This is a genomic window from Flavobacterium sp. ALD4 (genome assembly GCF_002836475.1).
GTDB lineage: Bacteria > Bacteroidota > Bacteroidia > Flavobacteriales > Flavobacteriaceae > Flavobacterium.
Window position 1 is genome coordinate 126,209 of record NZ_PJBJ01000030.1, and the last position, 19,939, is coordinate 146,147.

16 protein-coding genes are annotated in these 19,939 nt (G+C 37.4%); 7 read left to right on the forward strand and 9 right to left on the reverse strand.

Annotated features, from left to right (window positions below; all coding sequences use genetic code 11):
- Nucleotides 1-85: 85 nt before the first annotated feature.
- The 4 genes from CXF59_RS09230 to dapF form a co-directional block, all read right to left on the reverse strand.
- A complete protein-coding gene (locus CXF59_RS09230; RefSeq protein ID WP_101137529.1) occupies nt 86-931 on the reverse strand; it encodes a DUF2279 domain-containing protein in 846 nt (281 codons plus the stop codon).
- A gap of 77 nt (nt 932-1,008) precedes the next feature.
- Nucleotides 1,009-2,049: an endolytic transglycosylase MltG gene (gene mltG / locus CXF59_RS09235; RefSeq protein ID WP_101137530.1), complete on the reverse strand. Its 1,041-nt coding sequence runs from the start codon at nt 2,047-2,049 to the stop codon at nt 1,009-1,011.
- 10 nt (nt 2,050-2,059) lie between these two features.
- Entirely contained in the window at nt 2,060-2,593 is a 534-nt protein-coding gene (locus tag CXF59_RS09240) for a GNAT family N-acetyltransferase (RefSeq protein WP_101137531.1), read from the reverse strand.
- Nucleotides 2,594-2,633: 40 nt separating this feature from the next.
- The gene (gene dapF, locus CXF59_RS09245) at nt 2,634-3,416 is read right to left on the reverse strand and encodes a diaminopimelate epimerase (RefSeq protein ID WP_101137532.1); all 783 of its coding nucleotides are present in this window, start codon (nt 3,414-3,416) and stop codon (nt 2,634-2,636) included.
- A gap of 136 nt (nt 3,417-3,552) precedes the next feature.
- Here dapF and CXF59_RS09250 point away from each other — a divergent pair, with 136 nt between their 5' ends.
- Complete coding sequence (locus tag CXF59_RS09250) at nt 3,553-4,953, forward strand: trypsin-like peptidase domain-containing protein (RefSeq protein ID WP_101137533.1); 1,401 nt, start codon at nt 3,553-3,555, stop codon at nt 4,951-4,953.
- A 160-nt stretch (nt 4,954-5,113) separates the two neighbouring features.
- Nucleotides 5,114-6,562, forward strand: coding sequence for a glyceraldehyde-3-phosphate dehydrogenase (locus tag CXF59_RS09255; RefSeq protein WP_101138501.1), 1,449 nt, complete (start codon nt 5,114-5,116; stop codon nt 6,560-6,562).
- A 505-nt stretch (nt 6,563-7,067) separates the two neighbouring features.
- On the opposite strand, the gene CXF59_RS09260 is transcribed toward CXF59_RS09255, so the two are convergent.
- Complete coding sequence (locus CXF59_RS09260) at nt 7,068-8,474, reverse strand: APC family permease (RefSeq protein WP_101137534.1); 1,407 nt, start codon at nt 8,472-8,474, stop codon at nt 7,068-7,070.
- Between the two features lie 612 nt (nt 8,475-9,086).
- Between CXF59_RS09260 and CXF59_RS09265 the strand changes: the two genes are divergently transcribed.
- Nucleotides 9,087-9,671 (forward strand): cysteine hydrolase family protein, encoded by a 585-nt coding sequence (locus CXF59_RS09265; RefSeq protein ID WP_101137535.1) that lies wholly within the window; start codon nt 9,087-9,089, stop codon nt 9,669-9,671.
- Between the two features lie 195 nt (nt 9,672-9,866).
- Here the strand turns inward: CXF59_RS09265 and CXF59_RS09270 are convergent, their stop codons facing one another.
- Nucleotides 9,867-10,094, reverse strand: a complete 228-nt coding sequence (locus CXF59_RS09270) for a CDGSH iron-sulfur domain-containing protein (protein WP_101137536.1) — start codon at nt 10,092-10,094, stop codon at nt 9,867-9,869.
- Between the two features lie 409 nt (nt 10,095-10,503).
- Here CXF59_RS09270 and CXF59_RS09275 point away from each other — a divergent pair, with 409 nt between their 5' ends.
- The 4 genes from CXF59_RS09275 to CXF59_RS09285 all read left to right on the forward strand — a co-directional run bounded on the left by CXF59_RS09275 (nt 10,504) and on the right by CXF59_RS09285 (nt 12,748).
- On the forward strand, nt 10,504-10,950 hold the full coding sequence (locus CXF59_RS09275; RefSeq protein WP_101137537.1) for a hypothetical protein: 447 nt from the start codon (nt 10,504-10,506) through the stop codon (nt 10,948-10,950).
- Between the two features lie 92 nt (nt 10,951-11,042).
- The gene (locus CXF59_RS15570) at nt 11,043-11,171 is read left to right on the forward strand and encodes a hypothetical protein (RefSeq protein WP_255416307.1); all 129 of its coding nucleotides are present in this window, start codon (nt 11,043-11,045) and stop codon (nt 11,169-11,171) included.
- Nucleotides 11,172-11,418: 247 nt separating this feature from the next.
- Nucleotides 11,419-12,279, forward strand: coding sequence for an NAD(P)-dependent oxidoreductase (locus tag CXF59_RS09280; protein ID WP_101137538.1), 861 nt, complete (start codon nt 11,419-11,421; stop codon nt 12,277-12,279).
- Nucleotides 12,280-12,367: 88 nt separating this feature from the next.
- Nucleotides 12,368-12,748 (forward strand): PH domain-containing protein, encoded by a 381-nt coding sequence (locus CXF59_RS09285; RefSeq protein WP_101137539.1) that lies wholly within the window; start codon nt 12,368-12,370, stop codon nt 12,746-12,748.
- An 87-nt stretch (nt 12,749-12,835) separates the two neighbouring features.
- Here CXF59_RS09285 and CXF59_RS09290 read toward each other — a convergent pair whose 3' ends face one another.
- The 3 genes from CXF59_RS09290 to CXF59_RS09300 all read right to left on the reverse strand — a co-directional run bounded on the left by CXF59_RS09290 (nt 12,836) and on the right by CXF59_RS09300 (nt 19,772).
- Complete coding sequence (locus tag CXF59_RS09290) at nt 12,836-14,347, reverse strand: peptidoglycan endopeptidase (protein ID WP_101137540.1); 1,512 nt, start codon at nt 14,345-14,347, stop codon at nt 12,836-12,838.
- Nucleotides 14,348-14,608: 261 nt separating this feature from the next.
- Nucleotides 14,609-16,873: an aconitate hydratase gene (locus CXF59_RS09295; protein WP_101137541.1), complete on the reverse strand. Its 2,265-nt coding sequence runs from the start codon at nt 16,871-16,873 to the stop codon at nt 14,609-14,611.
- Nucleotides 16,874-17,000: 127 nt separating this feature from the next.
- Nucleotides 17,001-19,772, reverse strand: a complete 2,772-nt coding sequence (locus CXF59_RS09300) for a bifunctional aconitate hydratase 2/2-methylisocitrate dehydratase (protein ID WP_101138502.1) — start codon at nt 19,770-19,772, stop codon at nt 17,001-17,003.
- Nucleotides 19,773-19,939 lie beyond the last annotated feature (167 nt).

Consider the following 19,939-nt stretch of genomic DNA (forward strand, 5'->3'; position numbering starts at 1 on the left):
TTCAAAACGCTGTCCCGTTAAGAAATTTCTGCCCGCAAAGGTACAACAAAATTCACAAAGCTGAAAATCAACCTGTTAAACTTACCTAAAAATAGGATAAGTGACCCCTAAACCCCTCGAGACGTGAGTATTCAATCGTTGGCGCTGGGATTTTTAAAGTGTTCAAAACAGAGAATATGGTCTTCAAAAAATGGGATTTTGTGTCGATTTTCGTCAGGTCAACGTCCAAACTCAAATAAAACCGTCTCGATCTCTCCGTTTTTGGCGTCAAAAACAGCCCGTTATTTTCCCTATTCCCGGTTATCATTCCGTCTGCTCCATAACCAATAGCCAAATTAAGCCATTTGGGTATTTTTGAGCCTTTGGAGAAGGAATGTAAATTGACGGAGAGCCAATAGGTTTGTCCATTGTAATCCTTTAGAATTTGTTCCGCAAGTGAGCTTCCTAAAACATTGGGTCTGTACTGGGCATATTGTGTGGTATGAAAAGAAAATTTCGGTGTGATGCGTTGCTCCTTCCACATCAATTCCTGCGAGACGTATAAAGCCGTCCCTGCAGCATTCGCAATTATATCTCCGGTTGAAGCACCCCATTCAGAAGAAAACCCATCTAAGGCCTCAACAGCGGTCAAAAACGCAAATCCTATACCTGCTCCATAGATCAATTGGTCTTTTTGGCTAGCTCCACTCCATTCCAGCATTTCTGCACTTAGTCTGCCTAAATGATAAGAGGAGTAGAAATGTCCGGCCTTATCCACTTGCAGCCACTCTGCATTATCATTGATAAAATGAAAATCAGACCTCGGATAATCGGCATACCAAAGTTGGTTTAAGCCTACCAACGCTCCGGTAGCTACTATTGCTTCCACAGCGATTACCCTATTTTTCCTGCTTTTATTTAACGTATCGGAAGGTTTCAGGAAACCTTCCATGCCGTTTTGTCCACAACTAAGTTGGAAACACAGCAATAAAAAAAGTAAAAAAAACGAATTGCTTTTACACTTCAAAATTATCTTTTTACGCCTTGGGCTGTAATCCAATCCGAATATTTTTTAGCATTTACATTGTGCTCTTTTAAAGTAGCCGCAAACTCATGGTAACCAAAACGGTTGACACTGGCACAGAAAAAGATAAAATCATTCTTTTCAGGATTGATTACGGCTTCCAAAGCTGTTATGTCCGGCATGGCAATCGGACCTGGAGGAAGTCCGGTATTCATATAGGTATTATAAGGCGATGCCATTGTCAAATCATTATAAAAGACTCTTTTGATGATTTGATCGAAGTCATTTGATTTCAATTTTAAGGCATATATCACCGTAGGATCTGCCTGAAGAGGCATTCCTAATCTCAATCGATTCAGATATACTCCAGCAATTCTTGGTCTTTCATCTTTTTTTACGGATTCTTTATGGACTATCGATGCCAAAATCGTTGCTTCAACTGGTGTTAATCCTTGCTGCTCTGCATTTGCAACACGTTTTTTATTCCAGAAATTACGGTATTCCTTGATCATCTTATCACGGAATTTATCGGCCGAAGTATTCCAATAGAATTCATAAGTATTAGGAATAAACATAACCAATATATTTTCTTCGGTAAAACCATTTTCCTTCAGAAAAACAGAATCTTTAAAAGAAGTCAGCAGCGACAAACTATCTGCTTCAATTTGAGAACCTACACGTCCGGCAAAATCTTCTACCCGTTCTTGATTGTTGAAAGCTAATTTTACGGGAACATTATATCGCATCGCTTTTACGAGATTATAGCTATTCATTCCTTTGGTGAATAAAAAACGTCCCGCTTTCACATTTTGAGGATAGCTCATTTTATTTGCCACCATTTCGAAACGATCCAAATCGTCCAGATAAGGAGTTATTATTTTCACGACCTCTCCATAATTGGCATCTGTCGGAACTTGAACGTATACTTCCTTTTCAGAAAATTTAGTGTTGCCTGCAAAAATTTGTTGTACCAGGATAAATCCGTAAATGATCAATCCAGAAATTACGACTACGGACAGAGTTGATATAATTTTTTTTAAGTTCAAAGCTAAAATTTTAAATTTGTTGATTAATTAATTGGAAAAACGCCTCGTCTTTATAACTGCCTTTAACTAGATTCCAATCTTTTTTTACACCGATACATTGAAAACCAAATTTAGTAAAAAGAGCTTTACTTGCTTCATTTTCGGTGCCAATATTTGCATACAATTGATGTAAATTAAGGTTGTGAAACGCATACTGTATTAACAGCCCTAAAGCTTCCGAACCAATATTTTGCTTTCGGTTCTCAAGTCCATGTATTACGATTCCTACTCCTGCCCTATTGTTTTTTGGATCAAAATCAAATAAATCAATTAATCCCACTGCAGGAAAGTCTTGATCCTGGCAAATCGCCAATCGCAATTGCTTGGCTTCATAAATATCCTGATGTGCATTCTCGAGATATTGTTTCACTAAAAACCGACTGTAAGGAGTATTAGTATTACTTACTTCCCACATGCTCTGTTCGTTTTCTATGGCGTAAATGAACTCCAAATCATTGGGCTCAAGAGCTCGTATGTATATGTTTTTTCCTTTTAAGGTTATCATTATTGAGGTTATAGGTTATAGGTTAGAAATTCGAGGTGGTTTAAACCTCGATTGTTCCTTCAAAAACAAATTCAGCGGGTCCTCTCAAGTATACATTCGTATATTTATCGTCTTTTTTATCAAAAGAAACGACGAGTTTTCCTCCCTCTACATTCAAATCTATGACAGTAGCGTCAGTTGTTCCGGTTGCATTCATCGCTATCGCAACAGCCGTCGCGCCCGTTCCACAAGCTAAAGTCTCATCTTCCACACCTCTTTCATAGGTACGCAACGAAAAAGTAGTGGCATCTATTTTCTTAACAAAATTGATATTGCTTCCTTGTTTTCCGTATAATTCACTGTATCGAATGGACGCACCTTTTTCCTTTACATTGTAATTTTCTAAATCATTCACTATTTGGACGTGATGCGGAGAGCCTGTATCCAGAAAGGTATAATACGATTCTTTTTTAATATTCAAAACATCAATCATTTGCAGTGATACGATGCCGTCTTCACTAACTGTGGCATGATGCAAGCCGTCCACAGCATTAAACGTAGTGCTATTTCCAATCACGTTTAATTTTTTGGCGAAAGCCACCAAACATCTCCCTCCATTACCACACATGGTACTCTGGCTTCCGTCTGAGTTGTAATACACCATTTTAAAATCAGATTCTGAATCGTTTTCCAATAAAATAAGGCCATCCCCTCCTATCCCAAAACGCCTGTTGCATAAATGGGCTACCAGAGCGGTATTTTCTTTTGGAAAAGTTACCAAGCGGTTGTCAATCATCACAAAATCGTTTCCGGTTCCTTGGTATTTATAAAATTCTACTTGCATTTTCTTTAAATTGTGTTTCACAAAAGTACGAACTATTAATGAAATGTTAATCCCTGTTAAAGAGCGTTAAACTGTTTATCATACAGCATATTTAACCCTATTTTTACCTTACAAATAACGTAAAACTAACTCTATTATGAATCGATTTTCGCAGCTATTTTTAGCATCTCTTTTAAGTGGCGCCGTAACATTAGGGGCTTACAAGTTATTATTTGACACTAATGGCTATTTTCCTTCAAACAAAAACCCCATAACAACCCAGTCCACCGATTCCTATGCTAAAAAAGTAGGGCTGTCTCCAGATGTAATTGACTTTACCGAAGCAGCCGAAAAAACAATCCATACGGTAGTCCACGTGAAAAACGTATCCTATAAAACAGTTTCTAACCCCATGCTGGAATACTACTACGGATACAAAGAGGGACAGACACAGGAGCAGGTTGGAACCGGTTCTGGAGTGATTATCTCTGCCGATGGGTACATCGTGACCAACAATCACGTGATAAAAGATGCCTCTGAAATTGAAATCACCTTAAACAATAAACAATCATACAAAGCAAAACTAATCGGTACCGATTCAAAAATGGATATCGCTTTACTAAAAATTGATGCCGACGAACCACTCCCATATACCACTTTTGGTAATTCTGATTCCGTGAAAATTGGCGAATGGGTTTTAGCGGTCGGGAATCCGTATAATTTAACCTCAACGGTAACGGCCGGTATTGTTTCGGCGAAAGCCAGAGACTTAGGGACCAACGGAATTCAATCTTTCATTCAAACAGATGCCGCGGTAAATCCGGGAAATAGCGGAGGCGCCTTAGTAAATACCCGTGGTGATTTAATAGGGATCAATACCATGATTTCCTCTATGACTGGTTCCTATGTGGGTTATTCTTTTGCCGTACCGTCCAATATTGCCCGAAAAATTATCGAAGATCTTATGGAGTACGGCAACGTGCAACGAGGAATATTGGGTGTCGAAGGCGGAGAATTGAATGCAAACGCTGCCAAGGCATTGGGAATTAACCAAACCGAAGGATTTTACGTCGGTGCCGTTACAAAAAATTCGGGTGCTGAAAGATCTGGACTTCAAAAAGGAGATATCATCATAAAAATGGACGGACAGAAAATTGCTACTTATGCAGACCTCTCCGGATACATCAACACCAAAAGACCCAATGATAAAATTCAGGTTACCTATACCAGAGACGGACAAAATCGCATCGTTCCTGTAGTACTGAGTAAAAACGAATTCTTTAGCACTGAATTCAAAGGAATCGAATTGGAAAATATTGATGCCGCAGACAAAAAGAGATTCAACATTAATTATGGAGTAAAAATAAAATCTATAACGAATGAGAATTTAATTCAATACAGCACTGAACTAAAAGGCAATATCATTCTGAGTATTGACAATGTAAAAGCGAAGGATATCGAAACGGTTTCCAAACTTTTAAATGCTAAAGAAGAAAGCCAAAGCGTTCGACTCGAAATGATCAATAAAAGTGGGGAAATTTTCAGAGTCATTATTTGATAATTCTCTCTTACATTAAAAATAAAGCCAGGCCGTAAAAATACGATGGCTTTTTTTGTTGGAAAAAAAAACATCAAAACAAGTTACGAAATCGATTGAAATAGGTATTTTTGCGGCAAATTTAATAAAACAACTTACTAAATTTTTTCAAATTTTCAATATGAGCAAGACACCTTTGTATCAAAAAGAAGTTTCATTTCAAGTCGACAGAAGACGTGCGGGAGTAGAATTAATTAAAATTGTCAGTGATTTATGGTATGATAAGTCCATAGAGCTGGTTTTGTTTAAAAATCAACTGCTGGATAAAAACGTAAGCGATATTATCAATTTACATATGTATGCCGGAGAATTTGTAGGTAAACCGATTACCATTTTTGATTCGGTAGAAATTGCCAAAGTTGTTTTATCATTGGATTTACCACCATCAAAATTAGATATTGGTAAACTGACTTACGAGTACGTATTAGAAAACGAAAAATATCCGGATGCAAGACATTTTGTATTGGACAAATTAAAAGAAGCCAAATCATCGAAAGAAATTAAGCCGAAAGATGTGGTTTTATACGGTTTCGGTAGAATTGGACGTTTATTGGCCAGAGAGCTGATGTCTAAAACCGGAAAAGGAACTCAATTACGATTGAAAGCCATAGTAACTAGAGATAAAAATGACGCTTCGACGCTTGAAAAAAGAGCTTCATTATTACGTTATGACTCAATCCATGGCGATTTTCAAGGTTCTGTAACGGCAGATGTTAAAAACAATGCGCTAATAATCAACGGTACTACTGTTCATGTTATTACAGCAAACGCTCCCGAAGAAATTGATTATACTTCTTATGGAATTGACCATGCCTTGGTTATTGATAACACCGGTGCTTTTACGAATAAAGAAGCTTTAAGCAGACATTTAGCTTCAAAAGGAGCGCATAAAGTACTATTGACTGCTCCTGGTAAAGGAGTTCCAAACATTGTTCATGGTGTAAACCAAAACGAATACAATCCAAACGATATCGATATTTTCTCTGCCGCTTCGTGTACAACAAATGCCATCACTCCGATACTGAAAGCAGTTGAAGACACTTTAGGCGTGGTAAAAGGACATTTAGAGACCATACACTCGTATACAAATGACCAAAACTTGGTAGACAACATGCACAAAAAATACCGTCGTGGTAGAGCTGCAGCCTTGAATATGGTAATTACTGAAACGGGAGCAGGTACTGCTGTCGCTAAAGCCTTACCGTCATTAGAAGGTAAATTGACCTCTAATGCGATTCGTGTTCCGGTTCCTAACGGATCATTGGTTGTTTTGAATCTTGAAGTATCAAAAGAAACTTCAATTGCAGAAATCAATGCCATCATGAAAAAATATGCATTGGAAGGCGAGTTAGTGGAACAAATCAAATATTCAACGAATAACGAATTGGTTTCTTCAGATATCGTTGGTACATCTGCGCCTTCGATTTATGATAGTAATGCCACAATTGTTTCTAATGACGGTAAAAATATCGTGTTATACATCTGGTATGATAATGAATATGGCTACAGTCACCAAGTAATCCGATTGGCAAAATATATCGCTAAAGTAAGACGATTCACTTACTACTAGCCTAAAGTTTACAGGTTTGGCAAAGCCGTTTCAATTTTTAGTTTTTAGTTCAAGTTTTAGATTAAAACTTATAGCAGCCCAACCTGGATTTAATATAAAATCCGTCCCGTCTCGTTCTTAAAAGCAAGACGAGACGGATTTTTTTAAACTTATTTTTATAGAAAACCACTGATTTTTTCTAAGTAGAAAAAGAAGCTTCACTTTAATCAAAGAGCAAACTATGTGAGAGATAATTTTCTTTGCGATTCCCAATTTACATAGTAAAGCTATGATTCGAAGTGGTTAGCATTTCTTTATCTCGAAGAATTAAAACACATAAGTCATCTCAGTTTTGAAAAAGCTTTCTACTGAATAAAACATCCGAATACACAAGTAGTACTTACATTAAATGAAAAATCCGTCCCGTTAGTAAAACGGGACGGATTTTTTTTTCTAGAAAACTATTATTTACTTATTATTCTCAAAGATCTAAAGTCTATTTTCTAAAATCTAGAAAAACAATAAATTACTCCTTAGTCTTCGTCAAATAATAAACGGGGATCCCAAGCAACATAATCACAACACCCCAGCCGCTGGTACTTGTTTTAGTGTAAAGCAAGGCAATACAAATTGCACTAGCGATAATAATGTATAATGCTGGTAAAAATGGATATCCAAAAGCTCTATATGGTCTTTCGGCATCTGGCATTTTTCTACGGAGTATAAATATCCCTAAAATCGTCAATATATAAAATATCAAAACGATAATCACCACAAAATCCAATAAGTCACCATACTTTCCGGTCAAGCATAAAGCCGAAGCCCAAAAACACTGTGCCCAGATCGACCATGCAGGAACACTCGCTTTATTCAGCTCAGCCGCCTTCTTGAAGAAAACACCATCTTGAGCCATTGTATAATACACTCTGGCACCGGCCATAATCAATCCATTGTTACAGGCAAAAGTCGAAATCATAATCATCACGGCAATAATCAAAGTCCCTATAGACCCAAAAATATATTGTGACGCCACCACTCCAATACGGTCTGATGGAGCAGTAGCAATTTCTTGTAACGGCACTACGGCCAAAAACATCAGATTTGCCAACACATAAATCACACATACAATTGAAGTTCCTAAAAACAAACTCAATCCCACATTACGTTTTGGATTTTTAATCTCCCCTGCGATAAACGTCACCCCTTCCCAAGCTACGCTCGAGAACATCGAACCCACCAAAGCAGCTGAAATGGCAGAAATCAATGTTATCCCGCTTATAGGCATCCAGGAACCGGTAGTCACATCAAGTGAGGACGAAACCCAGGCATTTGTCCAGTTGGCATCCCAAACCTCAGCCTTAGCAGCAAAAAAACCGAAAACGATTAAACCTGCCAACGACAAAATTTTAATCACCGTTAAAACCGTTTGTAGCGTTTTGGAGTTTTTAACACCGCGACTGTTTACATAACTCAGTAAAACAATGGTAAAGATGGAAACAATCTGGGCAGCATTCAAATTGAAATCGCCTATTTCATATAAGATATTCTTATCACTAACTACCGGAAACAAATACGCGGTAAACTTAGCGAACGCAACACCCACGGCAGCGATAGTTCCGGTTTGTATCACAGCAAAGAAACTCCATCCATAGAGAAAACCAATGAGCTTTCCGTAGGCTTCCTTAATGTATATATACTGTCCACCAGCTTTTGGAAACATTGAACTCAATTCCCCATAACTAACGGCGGCAATCACCGTAATAACCCCAGTAAGCACCCACATGGCGATGAGCCATCCGGCTGAACCCAATTGGCGCACCATATCTGAGCTCACTATAAATATACCCGAACCGATCATGGACCCGACCACTAGCATGGTCCCATCAAATAATCCGAGTTCTCTTTTAAAATTGTCTTGGTTTTCTTCTTGCATTATTTTTGTTTTTTGGTTGGCTAAAGATATACTTTTTTTAGAAACCTCCTAACCATTTCACCTGAATGAACGGAGTTGAAGCGTCAAGTCTCAAATCAAAAATCCTCATTCAATAAGCTAAAATCATCTGGTCATACCCCAGCTTCTATTGCGGTTACAGCCCGTTCAGGCTTCCCGATAGCTATCGAGACACTATATCTTTTATTCACCTCGTTAAAAAAAGCGAGGTACATAAAAGGATGCCGCAAGTACCCATCACACGATAAAACAGTACAGCCAATTATAAGCTGCGTTAAATTAAGATGATTCCGTTTGTGCTGAAATACAAACGTAACTATTACCGCCCTGCACTTCCTACTCATACTGCATAACAAACGGAGATTGCTCCTTTATCAATGTCAAGATGTAGAAGTAATAAGAACTCGTGCTTCAATGAATGCGCATTACTATTTTACTCTTTTTTAATAGGTCATTCGCTTTCTTGATCCAGATCAACGCGCTCACTACTAAATATTTGTAAATTTGAATAAAACGATTAAAGAAATAAATTACAACATTTATTTTTAAACAATCGAGTAAATATTAGAATTAACATAATAAAAAAATAAAGTTATGGTACAGAAAACAAAAGAAATTTCAGAAAACAACAAAACAGCACTGATAATTATAGACATACAGAACGATTACTTTCCTGGCGGAACGATGGAATTGGTATCGGCAGATGAAGCCGCGTCAAAAGCAGCCCATATGCTATCCTATTTTAGAAGGAAAGAAATGCCTGTTATCCACGTACAGCACATTGCCGTTCAAGAAGGAGCTACTTTCTTTTTGCCCACTACAAAAGGTGCTGAAATTCATAAAAGCGTAACACCTCTTAAAACGGAAAAAGTAATTACCAAGAACTTTCCCAATAGTTTTAGAGATACAGAATTATTGGATTATTTAAAGAAAAATAATATTTCTAAATTAATACTTTGTGGCATGATGACCGATGTTTGTATAGATTCCACAACCAGGGCTGCTATGGATTTTGGTTTTGAAAACACCATAATTATCGATGCCGTTACAACAAGAAACAGAGAGTTTAATGGAAAAGTAATCCCTGCGGAGCAAGTAACCGAATCTTATTTGTCAGGTCTTAACGCCTTAGGCGGTCTGTATGCTAAACTGGAATCGAGCGAAAAGTATATAAATTAAAAAGTCTCATGTGCGAACATTCTTCTTTCTAAAAAAACATTCTCAAACCTGATAATGCGGATTAGTGATCCGTGCCCGTAGCGAATAGCAAACAGCCATTCCTACTCTATCAAACTGACAAGATTAAGAAAACTAAAAAAGCTGCATTGATTAAAATGCAGCTTTTTTTATGGTGAAAATAGAAAACAGTATTCTTTATTTCGTTTTCATTGGTGGCAAATCAAATGCCTTAGATTCATGTTCAAAACTGCTGCGGTGTGAACCATCACAAAAAGGTTTGTTAGAAGACAATCCACAACGGCAAAGTCCCAAAGCTGTTCTTCCCTCCAGTCCATACACTATACCATCACAGTCGATTATTTCGAAATCACCCTCTATCTTAATAGATCCGTTGCTATTGATTATTAGTTTTGTTTTGCTCATAATGCTCTTTATTTTTTTGTGTTCAAAGATTGCAAAATATATTCTTACCATTTCACATTGCCGCGCCTTTTTTTGATATCAAAGCTCTAATTTATCCTAATTCTATTTTATGTCGTCGCTGTAATGCTGAGAAATTTTTTATTGATCACCACTAGTGAAGAAAGACAAATCGTCACAGGGGCCATTCATTAATTTTTTCGTAATTTTAGCTTATTCGCTAAAATGAAAGTTATCACTTGAAAAAAAACTACTTCGGTAGAACTAAAAAAGTTATTTAGGATTAAAAACGGTCAGCATACGAAAACCGAAATACGGATTCGACGTCAAAAATAACACCCTCATTTTTAGCGATGAGTTTGCAAACTACATTGGAGCATTAAAATGAATAGTTAATTAATAAATCGATATTATGGGAAATTTAAAAGACAAACCAAAAACTGATTTTAACTGGGAAGCACAGTGGCAACAATTATATCTATTGACGGAAGACCGTTACTCTGACTTACAATTCTACAAAGATGATTTGAAATTTTTATATCACCTTGTTGACAAATACTTTATGGGACTGACCCTTAATGCGAACTTGGATGAAATGCGGGAATTAGCAAAAGAGTTGTCTGACGAAAGCAAGGCTTGCGATACATTACTAGATAAAACCGTTATGCATTTGAAACATCTCGCCGACCTTATTGACGCTCCCTATAAATATGATTCCCATCAATTTAGAACCGAAAATGACAAATTAGAGAACGAGATCGACTCTTTTGTAAAAAAATTCAGAAAAAACAAAAAAGAAATATTTGCCATTACAGAAAAAGTGATGAAAAAAGAAATTCAAAAAAGGCTGATGCCATAGGGTAAGTTAATTCTGGAAATGTGCTCCGGAGACCATGTGGGGAAAGTTTGCAGTCCTTTTCGATCTTTATAGAGTTAGGAGAGAAGCATTAGATGAAAAAGAAAAAAAGTGTAATGGCGCTGTTCCTCCTCTCTTTTGACAATACAAAAATAAGTCACATTCCTATTCACGAAGCACAACCCCTTGTTACAATTGTACCGTGGAAAGAATTTCTTGACTAACCAAAAGGGACCTGATGTCCAGCAGCTCATCAGTATTACTTTCTCCACGCTTGCAGTAGTCCCAAATACTGAACACTAATTCTTGTGTCATAATAACTTACTATCCCGCCTCATTTTTTTTTGTCTGTACACAAAAAATAAACATTAATTTAGTGCCACCGCAAAGCAAGTCTGATAAAGCCTTAACACTATTTTTGAAAAGACTCCGCAACTACAAAAAAGAAACACAATAGTATCGTTATAAATTATGAAAACATTAAAATTAGGATGGATTGGCCTTGGAAACATGGGAAATCCGATGGCAAAGAACTTGTTAAAAGCAGGCTACGAAGTAGCCGTATTTAATCGCAGTAGAGACAAGGAAAAGGAATTAATCGACTTAGGCGCAACTTCGGCAGCCAGCATCCAAGACCTAATGCAAACCTGCGATGTGTTGATTACCATGTTATCCAATGATGAGGCCGTCAAAGAAGTTTTTGAAAGTGAGAATGGTTTGCTGACTCGAGACAATCCTGGAAAACTGATCATCAATATGAGTACCGTTTCTCCTGAGACTTCTCGCTATTTAACTAAAATCTGTACCGCTCGTCAGGTTCATTTCATGGATGCTCCAGTTTCCGGAAGTGTCAAGCCCGCTCAGGACGGCACCTTAGTCATTTTGATAGGCAGCACTGATGAAGATTATTTGCTTGCTAAACCTATTTTTGATGTTTTGGGAAAAGTTTCCATTCCTGTGGGCGAACCTGGTAAAGCGAGTTCCGCCAAATTAGCTATCAATTACTTGTTAGGGCTAAACCTGCAGGGATTAGCAGAGACGATTATGTTTGCAGAAAAAAACGGCGTTCGAAAAGAAGACATGCTCTCCATAATAAATGAAGGTGCTTGCGGAAATGGCATAACCAATATCAAAGCCAATTCCATTTTAAACAACTCATACCCTGCCGCTTTTGCACTCAAACACCTTGTTAAGGACTTGAGATTGGCCAAGGAAGCAGGATTAGATTCACCACTGATCAATCCTTTGTATGACAGTTATGCAGCTGCTCAAAAAGAAGGTTTGGGCGATGAAGACGTTATGGCGATCATAACGAGTCTGAGAAACAAATAAAAGTCCATTTCCTATCGTTAATCAAATCGAAGGACTGTAGGCAAGTATTAAAAATTCAATTAGTTACAGTAAATAAAAATAAAATACTATGGGAATATTCTCAGCACTTATTGGTAACGCAGGAACGGTATCTCTGGAACAATTAACAAAGCAGTACGGGCAACTTTTAATCGACGGAGAAGAGATTGAATTGGGTTTTAAACTGATTCGAGACACTTTTATATTTACCACCAAACGTTTAATTCTAGTAGACAAACAAGGCTTAACGGGAAGCAAAACAGAATACAAATCTATATCCTATAAAAGTATTTCCAGATTCAGCATTGAGACTGCGGGGACTTTTGACCTTGATGCTGAATTAAAAATTTGGGTATCCAGTGAATTACAACCCAGCATAAAAAAGCAATTTAATAAATCTATTAATGTATATGAGGTTCAAAAGGTGTTGGCACATCATGTATTAAAATAAATTCGGTCTAGCTCCATAAAAAAACTCCCAGGGAATCCTGGGAGTTTTTTTTTATGTGATTTTTAAAAAAATCTAACCTTGTCCTACTTACAGTACGCGATTAATTTGAGTTACTTTCTTTCTATAATACTTTTCTTTAACAGAAGAAATCATTACACCTCCACTTACCGAAGCATGAATAAATTTAATATCACCGTCGATTGCCTCGACCACCATACCCACATGGTTGATTTGTCTTCTACCGTTCGTTTTAAAGAAAATCAAATCTCCTTTTTGAGCATCTTCATTATCAATCTTCACTCCATATTGTGATTGTTCTATAGAAGTTCGCGGTAACTGAATATCAAAATTACTAAAAGTGGTACACATTAATCCGGAACAATCAAAACCATCCTTTGTGGTTCCTCCCATGCGATATCTTGTCCCGATATTTTCTGTAGCTGTAGAAACCAATTGGTCTAAGAAATCAGTACCGTGAAAAGATTTCATATTGTATTTTGAATCCGAATTCCCCATCTCATTAGTTGAACCAGAATTATTATTTACAGCGATCACCTCAACAGCTTTATTACTTCGAATGTTTAATTTATAACCTACTGGAAGACCCCTAACAATTTTCGGGTTTTGTCTTTCTAACTCTTTTACTGAAATTCCGTATTCTTTAGCGATTCCATATTTTGTTTCTTTTGCCAATACCTCACGTACCACTTCAGTTTCCAAAGCGCCAATATTAGCAACAGGTTCACCTATAGTTTGGATTTCAGTTTTCAACACTGCTTTATCTGCAACTACAACTTGTTCCGCTTTTATAATTATAGCTTCAGGGCGAGACTGCACAGCAGCTATAGATTCCTTTTTAATTTCTTTTTGAACAACTGCTACGGCCCCATTGCTCTCCTCTTTTGTTGGAATTATAATCTTCTGACCAATTTTTAAAGATTCTGTTTCAAGAATAGGATTAGCTTTATCTAAATCCGCTACCGTAATTCCGTATTCTCTTGAAATAGAGTACTTTGTTTCTTGTGCTACAATTTCACGTACAACTTCTTCAGATGGCATTTCTTTTGTCGCATTAGATTTTACAACAAAGTTCGCTTCTTCTTTTTGAGTTACTTTTCTTTCCGGAATAGTATTTTTTTGAATTTCTTTTATTGGTTCCGTAATACTTACGGCTGGACTTTGATTTAATTCTGTTCCTGGGACTCTAATTTTGTCTCCCTTTTTTAATCCTGATTTCTGAAGTGTAGGATTAATTTTGTTTAAATCTACAACGGTAACTCCGTATTGTTTCGCTATGCCGTAAAGTGTTTCTTTGGGAAGGACTGTATGCTTTTTTTCTGGATAGGTACTGGCAATATCTGATGCCGTATTCTTGCTTTTTGAAACTATCGTAGGAATTAATAAAACCGATTTAAATTTTATTCCTTTTTGGGCATCGGGATTGAGTTCGTAAATAGCGTTGGACTTAATATGGTAGTGTGCTGCAATCTGAGTAATAGTTTCACCCTTGGAAACAATGTGCTTTGTATAATTTTCTTGTGAAAAAGCACTTAAACCAGTAAAAAACACCATCCCTAAAATCCAACTATAACTCCTCATAAAGTCTATTTAAATATTAACTCCCATCACCTACTCAACTGAATTCCAAAACAATAATACGATTTTTTGTTCAAAAATTGAATGTTTGCTTTGATATAACGATGAAATAAATAAAAAAAGCATTTCGCTTTTGCGAATTTAGCCTAATAATATCTATATCATACAATTTTAACAACTCATTATATTTGTTTTAACATACCCCAAAACAAAAAAAAACGCTCTGTTTGCACAGAGCGTTTTTATATAATTTTAAACTTAAAATTATGCTTTTCCGGCAGCAATTAAATTTAATGCTGAACCAGCAACGAACCAACCAATTTGTCCTTCGTTATAGGTATGGTTTACCAAGATGATATCTTTGCTTCCATCCTCATGAACGAATTCTAATGTTAATGGTTTTCCCGGAGCAAAATCTACTAAATCAGTAAAGTTAATAGTATCGTTCTCTTGAATTTTATCATAATCAGCTTCAGTAGCAAATGTCAATCCTAACAATCCCTGTTTTTTAAGGTTTGTCTCGTGAATACGAGCAAATGATTTCACTAACACCGCTTTAACACCAAGGAAACGAGGCTCCATAGCAGCATGCTCACGTGAAGACCCTTCACCATAGTTATGATCACCTACCACAATTGAAGGTACACCGGCCGCTTTATAAGCACGAGCCACTGCAGGAACTGCATCGTACACCCCTGTCAATTGATTTTTAACTGAATTTGTTTTTTGGGTGAACGCATTGATAGCGCCAATTAACATATTATTTGAGATGTTATCTAAATGTCCACGGAAACGCAACCACGGTCCTGCCATAGAAATATGATCTGTAGTACATTTTCCAAATGCTTTGATAAGCAATTTCGCACCCACAATGTTTTTTCCATCCCATGGAGCAAACGGAGCCAATAATTGCAAACGCTCTGAAGTTTCACTTACGGTCACCTCAATATCTCTACCATCAACAGCTGGCGCTTGAAAACCTTTGTCTTCAGCATCAAATCCGTTTTTCGGCAATTCATCACCTGTTGGCGCCTCTAACATAACTTCTTCACCATCTTCGTTTATTAACGTATCAGTCAAAGGATTGAAACCTAAATCACCTGCAATGGCCATAGCGGTTACTAGTTCTGGTGAACCTACGAAAGCCATTGTATTTGGGTTTCCATCAGCACGTTTAGAAAAGTTACGGTTGAACGAGTGAACGATAGTGTTACGCTCTTCTTTTTCAGCCCCTTCTCTATCCCACATTCCGATACATGGTCCGCAGGCATTTGCAAATACCGTAGCACCAATTTTCTCGAAAGTGTCAATAAAACCGTCACGCTCGATTGTATATCGAACCACTTCAGAACCGGGAGTGATGGTAAATTCCGATTTTAATTTTAATTTTTTATCCGTCACTTGTTTGGCTATCGAAGCCGCACGCGCGATATCTTCATAAGAAGAGTTTGTACAAGAACCGATCAAACCTACTTCAATTTTCAATGGCCAGTTATTTTTGATCGCTTCTTCTTTCATTTTAGAAATTGGCGTAGCCAAATCTGGAGTGAAGGGACCATTTAAGTGTGGCTCCAATTCTGAAAGATTGATTTCGATGACCTGATCAAAATACAATTCAGGACTAGCATAAACTTCATCGTCACCTGTTAAATATGCAGCTACCTTATCAGCGGCATCGGCCACATCGGCTCTATCAGTAGAACGCAAGTAACGCCCCATAGAATCATCATACCCAAATGTAGAAGTGGTTGCGCCAATTTCAGCACCCATATTACAGATTGTTCCTTTTCCAGTACAAGACATGGAAGTGGCACCTTCACCGAAATATTCAACTATAGCTCCCGTTCCACCCTTAACGGTAAGAATCCCGGCAACTTTAAGGATAACATCTTTTGGAGATACCCAACCTGAAAGTTTACCCGTTAATTTGACTCCGATTAACTTGGGAAATTTTAGTTCCCACGCCATTCCTGACATTACATCCACCGCATCTGCTCCACCAACACCAATGGCGACCATACCCAAACCACCTGCATTTACAGTATGTGAATCGGTACCAATCATCATTCCTCCCGGGAAAGCATAGTTTTCAAGGACTACCTGATGAATAATTCCAGCTCCTGGTTTCCAAAAACCAATCCCGTATTTATTAGACACTGACGAAAGAAAATCAAAAACTTCATTACTTTGCGTTTTCGCTCTGGCCAAATCGGTTACAGCATCAACTTTAGCTTGAATCAAGTGATCACAATGTACCGTTGTAGGAACAGCTACCTGAGCTTTTCCAGCATGCATAAATTGCAACAAAGCCATTTGAGCGGTCGCATCTTGACAAGCAACTCTGTCTGGAGAAAAATCAACATAATCAGCTCCTCTTGCAAAAGCTATAGAGGGCTTACCATCCCAAAGGTGATTGTATAAAATCTTCTCTGTCAAAGTAAGCGGATGACCAACAATCTCGCGTGCAGCATCAACACGACTTGTCATGTTGTCATACACTTTTTTTATCATTTCAATATCAAATGCCATATATATAATTGTTTTTTATTATTGTGTTTTAGTCACGACAAGGTACAAAAAATAGAGTAGCTATAAAAATAAAAAAAGCCTGAATCATAGACTCAGGCTTTTTGATATAATTAACTAATCTTATTGATTATACAACTAACAACTTATGAGATGGAGCAAACTGAGTTAGATTAATACCCTTTACTGCAGCTTTATACTCATCCAGAGTAGGAGTTCTACCTAAGATTGTAGACAATACAACAACAGGTGTTGATGAAAGCAGCGATTCTCCTTTTTTCCCTTCAGAATCTTCCACAACTCTTCCTTGGAAAAGACGAGTAGAAGTTGCCATTACTGTATCCCCTTTTTCTGCTTTTTCTTGGTTACCCATACATAAGTTACATCCCGGACGCTCTAGATATAAGATGTTTTCATATCCAGTACGTGCCACACCTTTTGGAGCATTATCATCAAATTCAAAACCAGAATACTTTTGTAAAACCTCCCAATCTCCTTCTGCCTTAAGTTCATCTACAATATTATAAGTAGGAGGCGCCACTACAAGCGGTGCCTTAAACTCTACCTTACCATATTGTTCATCTATGTTCTTTAGCATTTGAGAAAGAATTTTCAAGTCTCCTTTGTGAACCATACAAGAACCGACAAAACCAAGATCTACTTTTTTCACTCCTCCGTAAAAAGAAAGAGGTCTAATTGTATCGTGTGTATATCTCTTAGAAACATCTGCATTATTAACATCTGGATCCGCAATCATTGGCTCCTCAACCATATCAAGATCAATAACAACTTCAGCAAAATAATTAGCATTTGCATCTGGAGTTAAAGCAGGTTTCTCACCTGATCTAATATCTGCGATTCTCTTATCAGCGATAGCGATCAATCCTTTAAGAACTTGCTTCTCATTATCCATTCCTTTGTCGATCATGATCTGAATTCTTCTCTTAGCTATCATTAATGATTCGATCAAAGTTTCATCCTCAGAAATACAGATAGAAGCTTTCGCTTTCATCTCTGCTGTCCAATCGGTAAACGTAAATGCCTGATCAGCGGTAAGAGTCCCTAAGTGAACCTCAATGATTCTTCCTTGGAACACATTCTCTCCACCAAATTGCTTTAGCATCTGAGATTGAGTCGCATGAACTACATCACGGAAATCCATATAAGTCTTCATATTCCCTTTGAAAGTAACTTTTACGGATTCTGGAATTGGCATTGAAGCTTCACCTGTTGCCAATGCAAGAGCAACTGTTCCTGAATCTGCACCAAAAGCGACCCCTTTTGACATTCTTGTATGAGAGTCTCCACCAATAATGATGGCCCACTCATCCACAGTAATATCATTAAGCACCTTATGGATTACATCAGTCATTGCAAGATATTTCCCTTTTGGGTCACGAGCAGTAATCAAACCGAAATCGTTCATGAATTTCATTAATCTAGGGATATTTGCCTTAGATTTATTATCCCATACTGAGGCAGTATGACAACCCGATTGGTAAGCACCGTCGACGATTGGTGAAATCACAGTAGCAGCCATCGACTCCAATTCCTGAGAAGTCATCAATCCAGTTGTATCTTGTGAACCAACAATGTTTACTTCTACACGTACATCCGACCCGGCGTGTAAAACTTTACCTGGAGTTGTTCCAACTGCATTTTTATTAAATATTTTTTCCACTGCTGTAAGTCCTTGTCCTTCAACGGAAACCTCTTTTGAAGGAGCAAATACAGGTACAATATCAATACCTAGCGTTTTCGATGCAAAAGTCTGAAGCTTTTTACCGAATACAATAGCGTACGAACCACCTGCTTTTATAAATTCCATTTTCTGAGGAGTGAATGCCTTTGAAATATCTATCAGCTCTTTATCCCCATTATAAAGTTTCTTTGTCTTCGTGTTGATTGTAAGAACAGTACCTGTAGCAACAGAATAAGCTTCTTCTAAAATAGGATCACCATTTTCATTACGAACAGGACTGCCATTTTCATCAAGTACTTTTACCCAGTTTTTAAGGTCTAAACCAATACCACCAGTAACATCTACAGTAGTAAGGAATATTGGCGAAATTCCGTTTGTTCCCGCTACGATTGGAGCGATATTAATGAATGGAACATAAGGACTTGCTTTTTTACCAGTCCATAAAGCCACGTTGTTTACACCTGACATTCTTGATGAACCTACACCCATGGTACCTTTTTCAGCAATCAACATCACACTTTTATCAGGATGCTGTGCTTGCAAGGCTTGAATTTCATCTTGAGCTTCTGGAGAAATCAAACATTTACCATGAAGCTCACGATCTGATCGTGAATGCGCTTGGTTCCCTGGAGAAAGTAAATCAGTTGAGATATCTCCTTCACCAGCTAGATAAGTAACTACCTTAATTTCTTCTACAACTTCTGGAAGTTTCGTAAAGAACTCAGCCTTCGCATAGCTCTCTAAAATTTCTTCAGCAATTTCAATACCGCTTTTGAACGCCGCTTCTAGACGAGCTGTATCAGCCTCGTAAAGGAAAAATTGAGTTTTAAGAACTTTTGCCGCTTCTTTTGCAATAGCAATATCTTCGCCTAAAGCTAAATCAAGTAAAACTTCAATCGAAGGCCCTCCTTTCATATGTGATAATAGCTCAAATGCAAAAGCGGGAGTGATTTCTTTTACTACAGATTCACTAAGAATAATATCCTTCAAAAACGTAGCTTTCACACCAGCAGCACTAGTAGTTCCTGGAACAGTGTTATAAATAAAGAACTGAAGAGAACCTTCGCGGTGTGCGTTATCTGAATCTTTAATTTGTGCAATGATTTCGCTTAGTAATTCAGCTCCATCAATTGGCTTTGGGCTAAGTCCCTGCCCTTTTCTTTCTTCGATTTCCTGTAGATAATCGTTATAAATATTCATAATACAAGTCTTTTCAATGTTACAGGCTGATTTTTTTTTCATCTCAAAATCAAAAGCCATACTATCTAGGTGTTTTTTTTTCGTAATGCAAATTAACGAATTTAAGACGAGAATTAAAAAAATTTAATAGAAGTGGCTTTTTCAAAAATTATTATTGCTGAATACTA

Coding starts and splice junctions, on each gene's coding strand:
- CXF59_RS09230 (WP_101137529.1), bottom strand. CDS start 931: ATGGAAGGTTTCCTGAAACCTTCCGATACGTTAAATAAAAGCAGGAAA.
- CXF59_RS09240 (WP_101137531.1), bottom strand. CDS start 2,593: ATGATAACCTTAAAAGGAAAAAACATATACATACGAGCTCTTGAGCCC.
- dapF (WP_101137532.1), bottom strand. CDS start 3,416: ATGCAAGTAGAATTTTATAAATACCAAGGAACCGGAAACGATTTTGTG.
- CXF59_RS09250 (WP_101137533.1), top strand. CDS start 3,553: ATGAATCGATTTTCGCAGCTATTTTTAGCATCTCTTTTAAGTGGCGCC.
- CXF59_RS09255 (WP_101138501.1), top strand. CDS start 5,114: ATGAGCAAGACACCTTTGTATCAAAAAGAAGTTTCATTTCAAGTCGAC.
- CXF59_RS09260 (WP_101137534.1), bottom strand. CDS start 8,474: ATGCAAGAAGAAAACCAAGACAATTTTAAAAGAGAACTCGGATTATTT.
- CXF59_RS09265 (WP_101137535.1), top strand. CDS start 9,087: ATGGTACAGAAAACAAAAGAAATTTCAGAAAACAACAAAACAGCACTG.
- CXF59_RS09270 (WP_101137536.1), bottom strand. CDS start 10,094: ATGAGCAAAACAAAACTAATAATCAATAGCAACGGATCTATTAAGATA.
- CXF59_RS09275 (WP_101137537.1), top strand. CDS start 10,504: ATGGGAAATTTAAAAGACAAACCAAAAACTGATTTTAACTGGGAAGCA.
- CXF59_RS15570 (WP_255416307.1), top strand. CDS start 11,043: ATGAAAAAGAAAAAAAGTGTAATGGCGCTGTTCCTCCTCTCTTTTGAC.
- CXF59_RS09280 (WP_101137538.1), top strand. CDS start 11,419: ATGAAAACATTAAAATTAGGATGGATTGGCCTTGGAAACATGGGAAAT.
- CXF59_RS09285 (WP_101137539.1), top strand. CDS start 12,368: ATGGGAATATTCTCAGCACTTATTGGTAACGCAGGAACGGTATCTCTG.
- CXF59_RS09290 (WP_101137540.1), bottom strand. CDS start 14,347: ATGAGGAGTTATAGTTGGATTTTAGGGATGGTGTTTTTTACTGGTTTA.
- CXF59_RS09295 (WP_101137541.1), bottom strand. CDS start 16,873: ATGGCATTTGATATTGAAATGATAAAAAAAGTGTATGACAACATGACA.
- CXF59_RS09300 (WP_101138502.1), bottom strand. CDS start 19,772: ATGAATATTTATAACGATTATCTACAGGAAATCGAAGAAAGAAAAGGG.